Annotated in this window: 11 protein-coding genes and 3 pseudogenes; 5 read left to right on the top strand and 9 right to left on the bottom strand. The window is 67.0% G+C overall.

What is annotated here, in order from left to right:
- A pseudogene (locus ABIB25_RS19980) lies at positions 1–1010 on the top strand (hypothetical protein); the annotation flags it as partial.
- Positions 1011–1275: 265 nt separating this feature from the next.
- On the opposite strand, the gene ABIB25_RS19975 reads toward ABIB25_RS19980, so the two are convergent.
- On the bottom strand, positions 1276–2154 hold the full coding sequence (locus ABIB25_RS19975) for a sugar phosphate isomerase/epimerase family protein (RefSeq protein ID WP_354530262.1): 879 nt from the start codon (positions 2152–2154) through the stop codon (positions 1276–1278).
- 181 nt (positions 2155–2335) lie between these two features.
- Between ABIB25_RS19975 and ABIB25_RS19970 the strand changes: the two genes are divergently transcribed.
- Positions 2336–3028 carry an iron-dependent transcriptional repressor DtxR gene (locus tag ABIB25_RS19970; protein ID WP_354530261.1) on the top strand — a complete coding sequence of 231 codons (693 nt, stop codon included), beginning with the start codon at positions 2336–2338 and terminating at the stop codon, positions 3026–3028.
- Positions 3029–3262: 234 nt separating this feature from the next.
- Here ABIB25_RS19970 and ABIB25_RS19965 read toward each other — a convergent pair.
- Together ABIB25_RS19965 and ABIB25_RS19960 are read right to left on the bottom strand one after the other, a co-directional pair.
- Positions 3263–4677: pseudogene (locus ABIB25_RS19965) on the bottom strand (GntT/GntP/DsdX family permease).
- Positions 4678–4688: 11 nt separating this feature from the next.
- The gene (locus ABIB25_RS19960) at positions 4689–5321 is read right to left on the bottom strand and encodes a gluconokinase (protein WP_354530277.1); all 633 of its coding nucleotides are present in this window, start codon (positions 5319–5321) and stop codon (positions 4689–4691) included.
- Between the two features lie 174 nt (positions 5322–5495).
- On the opposite strand from ABIB25_RS19960, the gene ABIB25_RS19955 reads away from it, so the two are divergent.
- Positions 5496–6956 carry a DHA2 family efflux MFS transporter permease subunit gene (locus ABIB25_RS19955; RefSeq protein WP_354530260.1) on the top strand — a complete coding sequence of 487 codons (1461 nt, stop codon included), beginning with the start codon at positions 5496–5498 and terminating at the stop codon, positions 6954–6956.
- Here ABIB25_RS19955 and cobF read toward each other — a convergent pair.
- Together cobF and ABIB25_RS19945 are read right to left on the bottom strand one after the other, a co-directional pair.
- Positions 6913–7735 (bottom strand): annotated as a pseudogene (cobF, locus tag ABIB25_RS19950) (precorrin-6A synthase (deacetylating)). The gene ABIB25_RS19955 and the pseudogene cobF overlap by 44 nt on opposite strands.
- Positions 7736–7838: 103 nt before the next feature.
- Complete coding sequence (locus ABIB25_RS19945; RefSeq protein ID WP_354530276.1) at positions 7839–8096, bottom strand: type B 50S ribosomal protein L31; 258 nt, start codon at positions 8094–8096, stop codon at positions 7839–7841.
- Positions 8097–8331: 235 nt separating this feature from the next.
- On the opposite strand from ABIB25_RS19945, the gene ABIB25_RS19940 reads away from it, so the two are divergent.
- Positions 8332–9117 (top strand): NAD-dependent protein deacetylase, encoded by a 786-nt coding sequence (locus tag ABIB25_RS19940; protein WP_354530275.1) that lies wholly within the window; start codon positions 8332–8334, stop codon positions 9115–9117.
- A 158-nt stretch (positions 9118–9275) separates the two neighbouring features.
- Positions 9276–10877, top strand: a complete 1602-nt coding sequence (locus ABIB25_RS19935) for a stealth family protein (RefSeq protein ID WP_502919863.1) — start codon at positions 9276–9278, stop codon at positions 10875–10877.
- Here ABIB25_RS19935 and ABIB25_RS19930 read toward each other — a convergent pair.
- The 4 genes from ABIB25_RS19930 to ABIB25_RS19915 all read right to left on the bottom strand — a co-directional run bounded on the left by ABIB25_RS19930 (position 10799) and on the right by ABIB25_RS19915 (position 16973).
- Complete coding sequence (locus tag ABIB25_RS19930) at positions 10799–11716, bottom strand: phosphodiesterase (protein ID WP_354530274.1); 918 nt, start codon at positions 11714–11716, stop codon at positions 10799–10801. The two genes, ABIB25_RS19935 and ABIB25_RS19930, sit on opposite strands and share 79 nt — an antisense overlap.
- Before the next feature lie 517 nt (positions 11717–12233).
- The gene (ileS, locus tag ABIB25_RS19925) at positions 12234–15437 is read right to left on the bottom strand and encodes an isoleucine--tRNA ligase (protein ID WP_354530257.1); all 3204 of its coding nucleotides are present in this window, start codon (positions 15435–15437) and stop codon (positions 12234–12236) included.
- Between the two features lie 330 nt (positions 15438–15767).
- The gene (gene wag31, locus ABIB25_RS19920; protein WP_354530256.1) at positions 15768–16622 is read right to left on the bottom strand and encodes a DivIVA-like cell division protein Wag31; all 855 of its coding nucleotides are present in this window, start codon (positions 16620–16622) and stop codon (positions 15768–15770) included.
- A 51-nt stretch (positions 16623–16673) separates the two neighbouring features.
- Positions 16674–16973 (bottom strand): YggT family protein, encoded by a 300-nt coding sequence (locus tag ABIB25_RS19915; protein ID WP_354530255.1) that lies wholly within the window; start codon positions 16971–16973, stop codon positions 16674–16676.
- Between the last annotated feature and the right edge of the window lie 5 nt (positions 16974–16978).

The raw sequence follows: 16978 nt of genomic DNA, 5'->3' as shown, positions 1-16978 counted from the left end.
ACTGGACCCCGCACCTGCAACCGGACATGTCGATCCGCTGGATCACCAACACCGGACACCACGCCATCTCCCACCCCCGCCTGTTCACCAACCCCCAGGACACCGCCCAGGACCAAGACCAGGCCGATGCCGATCCCGATCCCGGGGTCGAGGTCGAGGTCGAGGTCGAGGTCCCAGCCGGGCCGCTGCAGGAAACACCGACCACCCCCACACCAACCACAGCAACAGCAACCGCAACCGCAGCAACAGCAACAGCAACCGCAACCGCAGCAACCGCAGCAACCTCATCAACAGCAACCGCAACCGCAGCAACCGCAGCAGCCGCAGCAGCCGGGGCGGCGGCCGAAGTGGTCGCGGCGGCGGACGCATCAGATGCGGTGGCAGGCGAACCTGATCTGGCGGACACGACTGCCCACCACACGGCCCACGCCGTGGACGCCGCGGATGCCGCGGATGTTGCCGAACATCGCGATGCCTCGGCCGATCGGAAACCCAACCCGGACCCGGCGGACAACACCGCCCGCACCCCGGACACCGACCCGGACCCCGACCCCAAAGGGTCAACGATCCTGGGACCTACGGTCACCGGGCCGACCATCCCCGTCCACCCCGCCGGCACCCAGTGGGACGAGCCGAACACCGAACTGGAAGACCCCGACACCATCCCGCACCCCGGCAGCGTGGAAATCCACACCTACCGCGCGCTACGCCAACAAGCCCGAGAACACTCCCTGCGCCGCCTGGCCGGCATCGCCGACCTGCACCCCGGCACCCACGCCGCCACCGCCGCAGCCGACATGGCCGCCGGCCACACCCCACGACGGCACGACACCACCGAAAAAGCCTCCCTCACCACCAACCTCACCGCCGCCGCCGCCGCCACCGCAAAAGGCGCATCCCGCGATCACCACCCCACCCCACCCCGACCCCACGCACTCAACCGACCACCCAAACCCGAACACCGCGACACCGGCCCCCACACCGCCACCGGCGACGACCCACCCTTCTAACCGACCCACACCACAAACCGAGAACCGGAAAGCCGCGCCACACCAACAGGTGTGACGCGGCTTCACGGTTCGTAGGTGCGAACGGGAGCCCGACTAGATTTGGGTGCAAGCATTCGAGCAAGCGAGGGCCCGGCAGTTCAACCCGAGCCCGACAGGGTCAACCCCAGCCCGACAGGTCAACCCCAGCCCGACAGGTCAACCCGAACCCGACAGGGTCAACCCGAGCCGGGCGGGTCAGCGAGGAACGGGTCAGTGCGCCGGGAGGTCAATGCAGGTCGATGGACTTCACGGCCGTCAGGTGGCCGCGGATGAAGTCGTTGGCGTTGCGGCCGAGTTCGTCGTTGTCCTCCCAGAGGTTGCGCCAGATGCCGAGCATGCGGCTGAGGTCGGGGGCAACCACGGCCGAGGAGAAGGACTCGAAAACGATGGGTCCCTGATATCCGATGCGCCCCAACGCCTTGAAGTACGAATCGAAGTCGACGTTGCCGGTACCGAGGTAGCCGCGGTGACTCTCGCCGATGTGGACGTACCCCAACTGCGCACCGCAATCGAGGACGGGCGAGTACATGTCCGACTCCTCGATGTTCATGTGATAGCTGTCCAGGTGCACCGCGACGTTGGGCCGACCCACCTTCTCCACGTAGGCAAGCGCCTGACGACCGGTGTTCAGGATGTTCGTCTCGTACCGGTTCACCACTTCCAGCGCGAGCGACAGTCCGAGTTCGGCAGCGTGATCGGCCACCCGGCCGATGGTGCCGATGCTGTTCTCGAGACCTTCGGCGGTCAACGGGTCCATGTACTTCTTCATGGCGCTGTAGATGACCCCGCAGAGTTGAGTCCCACCGAGTTCACCCACCACGTCGACCGCACGCATCAGCAGGGCCTCGCCGGCGGCAACGACCTCCGGGTCCTCGCTGCTGATGTCGGTGGCGGGCGACAGCCCGAGACTGGCGCTGGCCGACATTCCGTGCGCCTCCAGCGCTGCGATGGCGACCGCCGTGTCGAAGCTGAACGGGTCCATCAACGGGAACTCGACCAGATCGAATCCGGCCTGCTTCGTCTTCTCGACCGAGAGCCGGATGCCCGCGGCATCGAACGTCCCGGTCCAGACCAGGGCATGACAGCCGATGAGCGAACTCGACACTGATTCCTCCGAATTGAGCGATGCAGACGCCCGGCCGGCTCTGCTGCGGACACGCTACGGCAGGCCATGCGGCAGACGGAGTCAGGAGGCGACCGCTGATGTTCACCGAAGGGTGACAAGCAGCGGCCCGAATGGCGGTGACGTGCCAGGTAAGATCGGAACACGCGAGAAGGGCGCCTGCTTGAACGACTTGATCGACACCACCGAGATGTACCTCCGCACGATCTTCGAACTCGAGGAGGAGGGCATCTTTCCTCTGCGCGCCCGCATCGCGGAGCGCCTGAACCAGAGTGGTCCGACCGTCAGCCAGACCGTCGCCCGCATGCAGCGCGACGGACTGCTGATGGTGTCCGACGACCGCCACCTCGAACTCACCGACCTCGGCCGCGAACGCGCGGTATCGGTGATGCGCAAGCACCGGTTGGCCGAGCGACTGCTGCTCGACGTCATCGGACTGGATTGGCGCGACGTCCACGTCGAGGCCTGCCGCTGGGAACACGTGATGAGCGAAGAGGTCGAGCAGCGGCTCGTCGCTCTCCTCGGCCACCCGCAGACCTCCCCCTACGGCAACCCGATTCCCGGTCTTCAGGAGCTCGGGGTCGACCAGCCGGCAGTCTCCGAGACGCACGCCGACCTGATCGGCGCTGACGCCGCCGCCGCGAAGGGCGGCAAGTTCGAGGTACGTCGCATCATCGAGATCGTGCAGAACCAGCCCGGCGTGATGGATCGGCTGCAGCGCGGTGGCATCAAGCCCGGAGCGGTACTCGAGTTCGTCACGCGCGACCGTGCGCTGCTGGTCATCGATGGGTCGACGACGACCGAGCTGCCGTCGGACATCGCCCACGGTATCCACGTGCGGGCCGCCGCAGTCTGAGGCAGCGAGTCTGCAGCCGGCCGGTTGAACCGTCTGATCGAGCGGTACCGCCAACCGAGCGATCCCACCAACCGAGCCGTCCCACCAACCGCCAACCGAGCGGTCCCACCAACCGAGCCGTCGCGCCAACCGCCAACCGAGCGGTCCCACCAACCGAGCCGTCCCGCCAACCGCCAACCGCCAACCGAGCCGTCCAGGCACGCGCAGGCGCGCCGATGTTTCAGAAGAACGCGTCTAGACGAACGCGGACAGCAGCATGACGAAGCCGAAACCGACCACGGAGACCAGGGTTTCCATCAGCGACCAGGTCTTGAAGGTTTGACCGACGGTCAGCCCGAACATCTCCTTGACCAGCCAGAACCCCGCATCGTTGACGTGCGAGAGGAAAAGCGACCCAGCGCCGATCGCCAACGCCAGCAAGGCAAGGTGCGTCGAACTCAAGCCGGCCGCAACGGCGACCGGGGCCACGATCGCTGCCGCCGTGGTGGTCGCGACGGTGGCCGAACCGGTCGCGAGCCGGAGAGCGACGGCGATCAGGAAGCCCAGCAGGAGGACCGAGATGTTTGATCCGGTAGCGGCTTTGGCCACCGAATCGCCGACCCCCGCACCGATCAGGGTCTGCTTGAACCCGCCGCCGGCTCCGACGATCAACATCACGCCGGCAATCGGCCCGACGCTGGCACCGAGCCGAGAAGTGATGTCCGGGCTCTTGAATCCCACTGCGTACCCGAAGGTGACCATCGCCAGCAGCACCGCCAGCACCAGCGCCATCAGCGGTTCGCCGACGAAATCGAAGAAGACCTTGACCGCCGGATTGTTGGTCTTGCCCGGGTAGACGAGGTCGACCACGGCCTTGCTGAGCATGAGCAGCACCGGAAACAGGATGGTGAACAGAGTGACACCGAAGGACGGTGGGCGTTTCACCTCCTTGGACGCTGCGGACTCGGTCGTGTCCACTCCACCAGCGAGGGCAGGTGCATCGACCGGGACCCATCTGGCCGCGAGGATCGAGAACAGCGGTCCGCAGATGACGACGGTGGGGATGGCAACGATGATGCCGAACGCCAGGGTGATGCCGAGGTCGGCCTTCAACGCGCTGATCGCGATCAGCGGACCCGGGTGCGGCGGGATCAACCCGTGCAGCACCGAGAGCCCGGCGAGTGCCGGGATAGCCACGCGCATCAGCTTGAGGCCGGACTTCTTGGCCACCAGCACGATGACCGGGAGCAGGAGAACCAGGCCGATCTCGAAGAACATCGGCAGCCCGATGATCATGGCTACCAACGCCATCGCCCACGGGATCGCGGACCCCGACGCCTTGGCCAACAGCGTCGAGACGATCTTGTCGGCTCCCCCGGAATCGGCGAGCAACTTGCCGAGCATGGCACCCAGGGCAATGAGGAGGCCGACCTCCTGCAGCGTGCCGCCCACCCCGGTCTCGAAGTTGGTGATGACGGTGCCGAGCGGGACACCGCCGGCGATGCCGACCACGACCGACCCGAGGATCAGCGGGGGAAGGGGTGCATCTTCGCCCAGGAGATCAGCAGCACGATCACGGCGATTCCGGCCACCGTCACGACGATCAGCCGGGTGTCGTGGCTATTCCACGGGGCGGTGGGGTCGGCGGCGGCCATGATCGGAGCAGTCATCAACCCCTTGGTCATCGGCCACTGGCCTGGGCCGACGGCACCGAGGACTCCCCCGACCGGCCGCTGGCCGGAGCCGACGGCACCGAGGACTCCCCCGGCCGGACGGCGCCGAGCGCCGATGACCCGGCCTCGGGACGAAGGTCGAGCCGGGAGATGATCTCCGCCGCCTCGGACGCCGGCTTGCGCCCTAAGTCGACCTCCAGCACGTTCTCGTCGGGGCCGGGAGGTTCCAGGGTCGCGATCTGCGAGTCCAGCAATCCGGACGGCATGAAGTGTCCTTGTCGAGCCGCCATCCGGCGTCCGATCTCCTCCCGGGAGCCGACCAGGTGGATGAACACCACATGGTTGCCGCGCAGGACATCTCGGTAGATCCGTTTGAGTGCCGAGCAGGTGATGATGCCGGGGACGCCGGCCATGGTGTGCTCGGCGATCCACGAGGAGACAGTCTCCAGCCAGGGCCAGCGGTCGTCGTCGGTCAGGGCGTGCCCGGCCCGCATCTTCTCGACGTTCTCGTCGGGATGCATGTCGTCGCCCTCCGCGAGATCCCAGCCGAGCTGCCCGGCGAGCACCCCGGCCACCGTGGACTTGCCGGAGCCGGACACCCCCATGACCACCAGTACCGGCTGTTGCCCGCCGTCCACCATCTTGTTCACTCCCGTCCTGGCGCCTCGAACGCCCGCCTACCCGGCGAGGGCGCCCCGAATGGCCCCGCCCTCCCGGCTGCGCGAGCCTACGCCCGCGCGACGGAATGGAATCTGGAGCCTTAGGGTTGGTGCCGGTGAATCGCTTCACCGACTGACCAGCGCGAGGAGGAAACCGTGCCCAGCCTCGACAAGGCCCCTCGCGGTACGCCCGCTGCCGGAACCCTGTTGACCTACGGGTCCAAACAGGGGCGATGGGTGCTGCTGTCGACCATATTGGGCAGCGGCCTGGCGCAGCTCGACGGCACCGTGGTGAACGTGGCGCTGCCGCGGATCGGCACCGACCTGCACGCCGGCCTGACAAGCCTGCAGTGGACGCTCAACGCCTACACGCTGGCACTTTCCGGTCTGCTGCTGCTCGGTGGATCGCTCGGGGACCGGCTCGGCCGGCGACGCATCTACGTCATCGGCGTGGTGTGGTTCACCATCGCCTCGGTGCTCTGCGGAGCGGCGCCGAACGCAACCGTCCTCGTCATCATGCGGGCATTGCAAGGCGTCGGCGCGGCGCTGCTGACCCCTGGTTCGCTGGCGATCCTGCAGGCCGTCTTCCGCAAGGAGGACCGGGCCACCGCGGTCGGCGCCTGGTCGGGACTCGGCGGGGTGGCCACCGCACTGGGGCCGGTGCTCGGTGGCGTCCTGGTCGGCGTCGCCCCCTGGGGTTGGCGACTGGTGTTCCTGATCAACATCCCGCTGGCCATCGTGGTGGTGTTCACCGCCCAGAAGTACATCCCGGAGACCCGGGACGAACAGGCGACCGGGAAGCTCGACGTCGTCGGCGCGGTCCTGGCCTCGCTGGGTCTCGCGGGCCTGGTCTACGGGCTGACCGAAGGTCCCGCGCAGGGTTGGCCCACCGTCGTGGTGGCCGCGACGGCGATCGGCGCAGTGCTGCTGGTGGCCTTCGTGCTCTTCGAGCGCCGACACCCGGATCCGTTGCTGCCCTTGAGTTTGTTCGCCGTGCGGCAGTTCACCGCGGCCAATCTGGTGACGTTTGCGGTCTACGCCGCACTTTCCGGCGGGCTCTTCCTGTTGCCCGTTCAACTGCAGGTGGTGTCCGGCTTCTCGCCGGTAGCAGCAGGTTCGTCGCTCCTGCCGCTGACGCTGGTGATGCTGCTGCTGTCGGCACGCGGCGGTGCGCTCGCGCAGCGGATCGGGCCACGCTGGCCGATGACCATCGGGCCGATCATCGCCGGTGTCGGGATCGCGATGTTCGCGGGGCTGGACGCCGACAGCGGCTACCTGGGTGGGGTCCTGCCCGCGGTTCTGGTCTTCGCCGTCGGCCTGTCCGCAACCGTCGCTCCGTTGACGTCGTCGGTACTGGCCGCCGCGCCGGACCATCTGACCGGTGTCGCGTCGGCGGTCAACAACGACGTCGCCCGCATCGCCGGACTGCTGGCCGTCGCGGTGCTTCCGGCGCTGGCCGGCATCACCCCGGCGGCCTACGCGGACCCCGCACTGCTGTCCATCGGGTTCCACCGCGCCGTGCTGATCGCCGGCGCTCTCTGCGCGCTCGGCGGTGTGCTGGCGTTCTTCACCGTCAGCGACGCGGGTCTGCGGACCCCGCCGCCGGTCGCCGGATGAGGTAGGTGTCCATGATCCAACCCTTGCGCGCCTTGGTTTTCGCCCGCACCCGGATGATCGTGTCGATGACGTCGGCGAGGATGCCCGCTACCAAGATCTCATCCGACGAACCGAGGGTAGGCGCCCCAGTAGATCTCCAGCCCGGGCTCGGTGAAGTGCTGGCAGACGAGTTCCCCGTCCAGCATCACCACCACGTCGTCGAGCCCGACCGGCAAGCCGGTGGGCTCGTGCGGTCCCTGGCCCTGTTCGCGCAGCCGCCGTCCGGTGGTGATGTGGATCGGCTCGCCGATCCGGTTGAGCACGATCCTGTGCGCGGCGGCCAACAGCTGGACACTGCTGATGCCGGGAATGACGTGGTGGCGAAACTTCAGTGCTCCCCTGGCCTTCACCCGCTCGACGATCCGGACGACACTGTCGTAGAAAGCCGGATCGCCCCAGACGAGGAAACCCGGGGTCTCACCCGGCTCCAACTCGTCGAGCATGGCCGACTCCCACGCAGCCGCGCGGGCTTCGTGCCAGTCCAGCACCGCCGCGTTGTACTGCTCCGACGTCAGGAACGACCGCCGGTCCCTGGGCGGATCCGCGATCTGCACGATCCGGTACTCCCGCTCGGTGGAGTAGATGCGGCAGATCTCGGCCCGCATCTCCGTCAGTTCGTCGGTGTCGGCGCCCTTGTCAGCGACGAAGAAGACGTCGACCTCGTTGAGAGCCGAGATCGCCTGCACGGTCAGGTGTTCGGGGTCGCCGGAACCGATGCCGATGATGTAGAGCTGGCGCACGTCACTCCCGTGGTAGGTCGGTCGAGGGCCTGACAGGGCCCACTGACCGACCCAGCCTATTCAGTCTGACGGCGGCCCAGCCTGATCAGGCAGCCCAATCTCATCAGACCGTGGTGCGGGTGCGCTTTCCGTAGCGCTGGTGGAACTTCTGCACCTGGCCCTGGGTGTCGACGACGCGGGCGTTGCCGGTCCAGAACGGGTGGGACGCGCTCGTCACGTCGGCGACGATCAGCGGGTAGCTGGTGCCGTCGAGTTCGACGGTGGCCGTGCTGCGGGCGGTGGACCTGGTCAGGAACTCGTCGCCGGTGCTGGAATCACGGAAGACCACCGCGTGGTAGTCCGGATGAATGTTCTTCCTCATCATGAGCCCTCTCTCGATCTGCGTGCGATCTGCGGTCGATCCGCACCCGACGACGTCCGCCGTGGCTGGTCGTACAGTCTTTGTAACGCGAACCAGTATCGATAAAGTCCCTTCCTGACGCCCCGCGTACGCTGAAAACGTGCCCGTCACCCGTCCGTCCGAACAACTGAACAGGCCGACGGATCCGAACCCGGCCGAGCTCGCAGCCGCGCCGGAGCGGGCCTTCGCCGCGACGGTGGACCTGTTCGCTGCCGGGTCCGTGGTGGTGCTGACCGGCGCCGGCCTGTCGACCGACTCGGGTATCCCGGACTACCGCGGCCCCGGCGCCCCGGTGCGCGCACCGATGACCATCACCGAGTTCCGCTCCGGCCCCGAGGCCCAGCAGAGGTATTGGGCCAGAAGCCATCTCGGCTGGCAGCGGATGGGAACCGCGGTCCCCAACAAGGGACACCTGGCCCTGGCCGCGCTGGAATCGGCCGGGTACCTCACGCAGCTGATCACCCAGAACGTCGACGGCCTGCACCAACAGGCCGGCAGCCGCAAGGTGGTCGATCTGCACGGCCGGATCGACGAGGTGATCTGCCTCAACTGCGGGCAGATCACCCCTCGGCTGGAACTGCACCGACGGCTGGACGAGCTCAACCCCGGCTTCGGCGTTGACCTGGAGCTGGTGAGCGCCCCGGACGGCGACGTCGAGTTCGACAACACCAGCGGCTTCCGGGTGGCCGCCTGCACCCGATGCGCCGGACCTCTCAAGCCGCACGTGGTGTTCTTCGGCGACAGCGTGCCGAAGCCGACGGTCGCGCACTGCTTCGAGACCGTCGACTCCTCGGACGCGATGCTGGTAGCCGGATCCTCTTTGACCGTCATGTCCGGTCTGCGCTTCGTCCGGCACGCCAGAAGGCGCGGCATTCCCATCGTCATCCTCAATCGCGGAACGACCAGAGGGGACGAACTGGCCACCTGGCGACTCGACGCAGACTGCTCCTCGACGCTCACCGCGCTCGCCGCGGAGCTCTGACCTGCGAGGATCCATCCCCGCCCTCTCGGGTAAAGGCTGCTTCAAGCCGATGGTCGGCGACGGAACAATTCAGGGTCATGATGAGGACGTCGACGGAACATTCACGGGATGGATCGAGTCGACCCACGCGCGTCCTCATCTAGCCAAAGGAGTCGAAGATCATCGTCGATCCGAACCGGCCGAGCATCATCGGCGAGACCTGGCCGCAACTACTGGCCCGCGAGGACGTGGTGCTGGTCGACGGCCGGTTCTCCCTGGTCAACGAGACCTTGACGCCCGACCAGGCCACGATCGAGGATCTGCTGTTCGTCAGTGAAGCGCTGGATGCCGGGCAGGTCGACTACCTGCTCGTCCGGGGTGACGGCGATCGGCCGGTGCTGGCCGTGGACAGGCGTGATCGACATCGGCTGGTGGAGGCGCTGCGGGTCGCCGGCAACCGGGAACCGCTGTACTCCCGCACCATCGACAAGGGAAAGTCGTCGGGCGGTCCGGCCACGGTGCTCGTGGGTGCCGGTTCCCTCTCGGACGACCCCAAGGCCCGGATCTTCCGGTTGTTCCGTCCCCGCGTCGAACTGCGCGGCGGCCTGCGATTCGGGGCGGCCGCCGGCATCCAGGTCGAGCTGTGGTCGTTCCGAGAGGGCCGCACCAAGCCACCGACAGAGAACCGACTGACCCGTCGGGAATGGATCACCGACACGCTCGAACGCACCACGGTGGAGCGTTACGGCCGGACCTGGCCGACGCTGGTCAACATGTTCGCCGATTTCAGCGACGACATCACGTTCGACATCGACATCGTCTTCTCCTGGGTCGACGCCGGTTCGATGGAGTGGCAGAAGGCCAGGGCCAAGCGGATGTCGAGCTACGTGGTGGGCGAGGGCGACGACAACGAGGCCCGCTTCCGGCAGCTCGACGAACTGAAATACGCCCTGCGATCGGTTCATCTCTTCGCCCCGTGGATCCGGAAGATCTTCATCGTCACGGATTCGGAGCAGCCGGCCTGGTTGGACGATCACCCGAAGGTCACCGTGGTCCGCAGCGAGGACTTCTTCTCCGATGTCTCAGTGCTGCCAACTCACAATTCGATGGCCGTGGAGAGCCAGCTGCACCACATTCCCGGCCTGAGCGAACATTTCCTCTACTCGAACGACGACATGTTCTTCGGGCGTCCCGTCCGTCCGGAATTATTCTTCACCTCCGGTGGCCTGACGAAGTTCCTGGAAGGACCGAACCGGATCGGTCTGGGAGACAACAACTCCGACCGCAGCGGGTTCGAGAACGCCGCCCGGGTGAACCGGCGTCTGCTGCACGACCGATTCGGAAAACTCACCACCCGCCATCTGGAACATGCCGCCGCGCCGCTGCGCAAATCGGTGATGCGCGAGCTGGAACTGGAATTCGCCGACGAATTCCGTTCGACGATGTCGAGTACCTTCCGCGCCAGCACCAACATCTCGGTGACGAATTCGCTGTACCACTACTACGCGCTACTCACCGGGCGAGCCCTTCGGAACGAAACCGCCACCGCGGAATACATCGACACGACGACTCACGAAGGCTTGCGCAGCCTCGACAAGCTGCTGCGCAAACGGGCGTTCGACTGCTTCTGCCTGAACGACGGCAGCTTTCCGGAGGTGCCCGCCGACGAGCGGGCCGCGGCGGTCCGGCTCTTCCTCGACCGTTACTTCGCCGTCCCGGCGCCGTGGGAGAAGGCCGGCACCGAGACCGGCGGCAACTCGATTCCGGCTCTCTCCAGCTGAGCGGCCGCGTCGCGCGCGGACACGGTCGACAGCACCGGGAAAGAGCCCAGCGGCACCACCGAGTGCATGACGGTGTGCGGGTAGACGTGCACCAGGTTGACGGCGTGCGCGCCGTCGCGGGTACGCATCGATCCGTCCGGGACGGCGAGGTCCTGCGTGTAGCAGCTGGCCGAGGCCACCGACACGGGAATGCCGGCGAAGGTTGCGGTCGTCGAGTAGTGCAGGTGGCCGGCCAGGATGGTCCGAACGTCGCTGCCGCGCAACACCGCAGCGAGCGCCTGCTGGTCCTGCAATTCCACCAGCACCGCGAGATCCAGCACGCTCGGCACCGGCGGGTGATGCATCGCCAGGATGGTGCCCTCGGGGGCGGGGGTGGCCAGTTCGGCGGCGAGCCAGGCGAGCTGGGCCGGCGCGACCTCGCCGTGGTGGTAGCCGGGGACGGACGTGTCCACCGTGATGACCCGGAGGCCGCCCAGCCAGAAGACCTGGTCGAGCGGGTCGGCTGAGGGCTGCTCGTCCAGCAGGCAGACCCGGACGGCCGCGCGGCTGTCGTGGTTGCCCATCACCCAGATCACCTGGGCGCCGAGGCGCAGGGCAACCGGTTCGACGATGCCGCGGAGGCGACGGTAGGCCGCCGGATCACCCTTGTCGGCCATGTCGCCGGTGACGACGATCGCCTCGGGACGCGAGTGGCTCTGCTCGAACTGCTCCAGGAGCGCTGTCAGGTGCGCCTCGACGTCCACCGTCCCGTAGAGCAGACCATTGCCCACGAAGTGGGTGTCGCTGACGTGCAGCAGGAAGTGCTCGGGGCGGGGGTGTTGAATCGACACAGCTTCAATGGACGCTGCCTGAATCGACACAGCTCGAGTCGACGCTGCCTGAATCGACACAGCTCGAGTCGCCACAGGTCGAGTCGACACAGCTTGGGTCGACTCAACTTGGGTCGACACCGCTGGGATCGGCACCGCTTGGGTTGCTGGAGCCCGAACCGCCACAGCCGGAGTTGTGTGCTCGACCATTGCTCAACCTCGTTCGTCAGTCCCGCTCGCATGCGCACGACTTCGTGTGCAGGTGTCCGAACAATTGTGCACTTGTCCGGCTGTCCATCGGAGCAGATCCGAGTGAGATTTGGGCGAACGTCAGACGGCGAGTTGGCGACGAGAATCGCCGTGACCAGCCGATCGAGGGCCGAACCGACCCGCACGGTACTCGGAACGACCGGGTGTCGACCGGCCCGGCTTGCATAGTCCTGAGGCGCCGTCGAGTGTCCGTCCGGCCTCCGTCGGCACCCAGAGCGGATGCAGGCAGAAGGACGGGATGCCGCCGGACTGACCCGTCCAACCCGGCCTGTTGGGTTCAGCCCGCCGCAAGGGCGACGGCGAAGACCACCTCGACCCCGTCGCCGACCTCCCCGGCCACTGCGCGGTCGGACGACAGGTGCGGCACGCGGCCGATTGCGGTGGCCAGCGTCTCGGCGGCCACCTGCTCCCGGCGGGCGTCGACCGCGGTCCACAGGTCGTCGGGCACCTGAAGCGCCAGCGTGATCCGATCGGACACCTGGAACCCGGCGTCCTTGCGGGCCTGCTGCACCAGCCGGAGCAGATCGTTGACGGAACCCTGCGCGATCAGCTCGTCGTCGAGCACGGTGTCCAGCGACACGAACCCGCCGGAACGGAGCAACGCTGTGACGATGGTTTCGGGCGCATCGGCCGACGGTGAACGCACGGCGGCATCCAGACTGAACTCGCCGGCCAGTAGCTGCACCCCGCCGACCACCGTGGACCCGTCCTCGGCCACCACCCAGCTGGTCTCCTTCTTCGAGGCACCGATGACCTGCTGGACCTGCTTTCCGAGGCGCGGACCGGCGACCCTGGCATTGATGGTGAGCTTCTGCTCGAGCCGACCGTCGCTCGTGGTGTCACCGACGGGGGTGATAGACACCGAGCGGACGTTGACCTCTTCCGCCAGCAGAGAACCGAACTGCTGCAACCTTTCCGAGGCCGGTGAGGCAACGGTGAGGGCGGCCAGCGGCTGACGGACGCGCAGCTTCGCACCCTTGCGGAGCGACAGCGCGACCGACGCGATCTCGCGCGCCTCGTCCATCGCGGCCACCAGGTCCGGATCGGCCGGCAACGCGTTCGCACCGGACAGGCTGGGCCATTGGGTCAGGTGCACGGACCGCTCCCCCGTCAGGCCGCGCCAGATCTGCTCGGTGGTCAGGGGCAGTAGCGGCGCCGCGACCCGGCAGACCGTCTCCAGCACGGTGTGCAGGGTGTCGACGGCGTCGTCGTCACCGTCCCAGAACCGCTGGCGGGAGCGCCGGACGTACCAGTTGGTCAGCACCTCGAGAAAGTTGCGGACCGAGGCGCAGGCCCCGGCGATGTCGTAGACATCCATCTGGGCGGTGATCTCGTCGACGAGCGTCGAGGTCTTGGCCAGGATGTAGCGGTCGAGAACGTCCCCCGAATCCGTCCGCACGTGGCCGACCTTGCCTGCCGCGCCCGCGTAGAGCGTCAGGAAGTAATAGGCGTTCCACAGTGGCAGGACGGCCTGACGGACCCCCTCGCGGATACCCGCTTCCGAGACGATCAGGTTGCCGCCGCGCAGGATCGGCGAGGCCATCAGGAACCAGCGCATCGCGTCGGATCCGTCGCGCGCGAAGACCTCGTTGACGTCCGGGTAATTGCGCAGCGACTTGGACATCTTGCGGCCGTCGTCGCCGAGCACGATGCCGTGGCTCACGCACGTGGAGAACGCCGGTCGGTCGAACAGCGCCGTCGCCAGCACGTGCATCAGATAGAACCAGCCCCGCGTCTGACCGATGTACTCGACGATGAAGTCGCCGGGGTAGTGATTTTCAAACCAGGTGCGGTTCTCGAACGGGTAGTGCACCTGGGCGAAGGGCATGGAGCCGGAGTCGAACCAGACGTCGAGGACCTCGGTGACGCGGCGCATGGTGGAGCGGCCGGTGGGGTCGTCGGGGTTCTGGCGCGTCAGGTCGTCGATGTACGGGCGGTGCAGATCCGTGACGGTCGTGCCGAAATCGGCCTCCAGCTCGGCGATGGAGCCGTAGACGTCGACCCTCGGGTACAACGGGTCGTCGGACTTCCAGACCGGGATCGGGCTGCCCCAGAAGCGGTTCCGACTGATCGACCAGTCCCGCGCGTTGGCGAGCCACTTGCCGAACTGGCCGTCCTTGATGTGCTCGGGCACCCAGGTGATCTGCTGGTTGAGCTCGACCATCCGGTCGCGGAACTTCGTCACCTCGACGAACCAGGACGAGACCGCCTTGTAGATCAGCGGATTGCGGCAGCGCCAGCAGTGCGGGTAGCTGTGCTCGTAGGTCTCGCGCCGGATGAGATGGCCGTTGTTCTTCAGGTCGTCGATGACGAACGGGTTCGCGTCGAACACCTGCATACCGGAGTACGGCGGCACGATCGCGGTGAACCGGGCGCGGTCGTCGACCGTCAGGATGGTCGGGATGCCGGCGGCCTCGCAGGCGGTCTGGTCCTCCTCGCCGTAGGCGGGGGCCATGTGAACGACACCGGTGCCATCCTCGGTGGTGACGTGATCGGCCGGGATCACCCGGAAGGCGGCCTCGGTGCCGAACACGCTCACGTCGGTGAGGAAATCGAAGAGCGGCTCGTAGCTGCGCCCGACGAGTTCGCTGCCCTTGAGCCGGTCCACCACGTGCTCGGCGATGTCCTCGCCGAACTCACGTGCGTAGGACGCCAGCCGCGCCTCGGCCAGGATGTAGCGCTCGTTCTCGAACTCGACGACCACGTAGTCCAGATCGGGCCCGACCGCCATCGCCAGGTTGCTGGGCAGCGTCCACGGCGTGGTGGTCCACGCCATCAGTCGTTCGCCCGTCTGAAGACGAACCCAGATCGTCACGGACGGGTCCTGGCGCTGCTGGTAGACGTCGTCGTCCATCTTCAGTTCGTGGTTGGACAAGGGTGTCTCGTCGACCCAGCAGTAGGGCAGCACGCGCTGGCCCTCGTAGACGTAACCCTTGTCGTACAGGGTCTTGAACGCCCACAGGACGCTTTCCATGTAGCTCGGGTCGAGGGTCTTGTAGTCGTTCTCGAAGTCGACCCAGCGGGCCTGCTTGGTGACGTAGTCCTGCCACTCGTTGGCGTAGCGCATGACGGATTCGCGGCAGGCATCGTTGAACTTCTCGATGCCCATCTCGAGGATCTCGCCGCGGCCCTTGATGCCGAGCTGCCGCTCGGCCTCGAGCTCGGCGGGCAATCCGTGGGTGTCCCAGCCGAAACGGCGTTCGACCTTGCGGCCGCGCATGGTCTGGTAGCGCGGAACGACGTCCTTGACGTAACCCGTCAGGAGGTGGCCGTAGTGCGGCAGTCCGTTGGCGAACGGGGGGCCGTCGTAGAAGACGAACTCATTCGACCCGTTCTCGCCGGCGTCCCGCTGGTCGATGGATGCCTGGAAGGTGTCGTCGGATTTCCAGTAGGCCAGGGTCGTGCTCTCGGCCGAGGGGAAATCGGGGCGCGCGGTGACGTCGCCGTCACCGGCGAGTGGGTACTTCGTACGTTCGGTCATCTTGCGGGTACCTCTCGTCCGAGCAGCGACAAGGCCACAGGGACGATGTCGGCTCCCGTCAGGAGAGCCGGACCGCGGTACCACCCCGCTTGCCCCGGAGAATCCGGGACCACTCGTGTGCATCGGCACTTCCGACCGACCGAAGGCCCGACGCACTCCGGCTGTGTCGGGCCGGTCCCGTTCGGTTCTAGTGAACGCCCAAAGTCCCCGACCTGGGCCGGGGACCTGCGACGTCGTTCTTCCGAATGGCTCGCCGGTGATGGCCGGGTCGTCGCCGCACTGCTCGAATTCCTACCACTGAAGTTCTGCTCGGGAGTTTACTCCCGAGCGTCAGGCGTGCTGTTCGCTGTTCTCGTTGGCCGGAGCGCCGCTCTCGTCCAGCTGCGAGAGCTGTTCGGTGATCCAGCTCTTGAGCCGGCTGCGGTACTCCCGCTCGTAGACCCGGAGATCGTCGATCTTCTTCTCCAGCGTGGTGCGCTGCTCGGTGAGCTGGCCCATCACCTGCGAGTACTTGCCCTGGGCCTCGCGGTCCATGGCATCGGCCCTGATCCGGCTGTCCCGCTCGAGCGCCTCGGCATTCGCGGTGGCCTCGTTGACCATGGTGTCGGACTTGTTCTGTGCCTCGAACACCAGACGGTTGGCCTCGGTCTGGGCATCTCCGACCAGCTTCTCGGACTCGGCCTTGGCTGCGGCCCTGGTGGCCTCGGCCTCGGCGGCGGCATCGCCGGTGAGGCGCTCGGCCGTCTCCTGGGCCAGCCCGAGCAGCTTGGCCGCCTGGACGTGGTGCGCGGCCGGACCGGCCTCGGCAGCAACTGCGGCCACCGGCTCGGGAGTGGCGACCACGGGGGGCGCGACCTCGACCGGCTTCTCGACGGAGACAGGAGCCGCCTGGGCTTCGACGGCCTCGTGGTCGTGCTGCGTCTCGACCGGAGCCTGCTCGATGTACTGCTGCACGGCCTCCGGCTGGTACTGCGGCGCCTGCTCGACCGGAGCGCCGCCGGCGAATCCGCCCGCCTGCGCGGCGGACAGCCGCTGGGTCAGCTCGTTGTTCTCTTCGATGAGACGGCTGAGCTCCGCTTCCACCAGATCGAGGAAGGCGTCGACTTCGTCCTCGTCGTACCCTCGCTTACCGATCGATGGCTTTTTGAATGCGACGTTGTGGACGTCGGCTGGCGTGAGCCGCATTGCTAACTCCTTGCGTGGCGATGTCAACGATGACGATGACGACGGCTGAGATCAGGCGCTGGCGACTGCCAGACTCCCGGCCACACCCATCAGGATCCAGACGACGATGAACAAAACAATAATGCTGAGGTCGAACCCTACCCCGCCGAGCCGCACCATCGGGATCACCCGGCGAAAGAGCTTCACCGGAGGGTCCGTGCTCGCGTACAGAATCTCCATCGAGGCAGCGGGTCGACCGATCGGCCGCCAGGTCTTGGCGATGGCTCGCACGATCTCGATGACGATCCGGCCGATCAGCAACAACCGGAAGATCCAGAGCAGCAGGTAAGCGATCTGCCAGACGATGTTCACTCTCT

The sequence above is a fragment of the Nakamurella sp. UYEF19 genome, from assembly GCF_040546275.1.
Taxonomy (GTDB): Bacteria; Actinomycetota; Actinomycetes; order Mycobacteriales; family Nakamurellaceae; genus Nakamurella.
This window is presented reverse-complemented; position numbering and strand designations above follow the sequence as displayed.

Coding starts and splice junctions, on each gene's coding strand:
- ABIB25_RS19960 (WP_354530277.1), bottom strand. CDS start 5,321: ATGGTGGACGGCGGGCAACAGCCGGTACTGGTGGTCATGGGGGTGTCC.
- ABIB25_RS19945 (WP_354530276.1), bottom strand. CDS start 8,096: ATGAGGAAGAACATTCATCCGGACTACCACGCGGTGGTCTTCCGTGAT.
- ileS (WP_354530257.1), bottom strand. CDS start 15,437: ATGACCGAACGTACGAAGTACCCACTCGCCGGTGACGGCGACGTCACC.
- wag31 (WP_354530256.1), bottom strand. CDS start 16,622: ATGCGGCTCACGCCAGCCGACGTCCACAACGTCGCATTCAAAAAGCCA.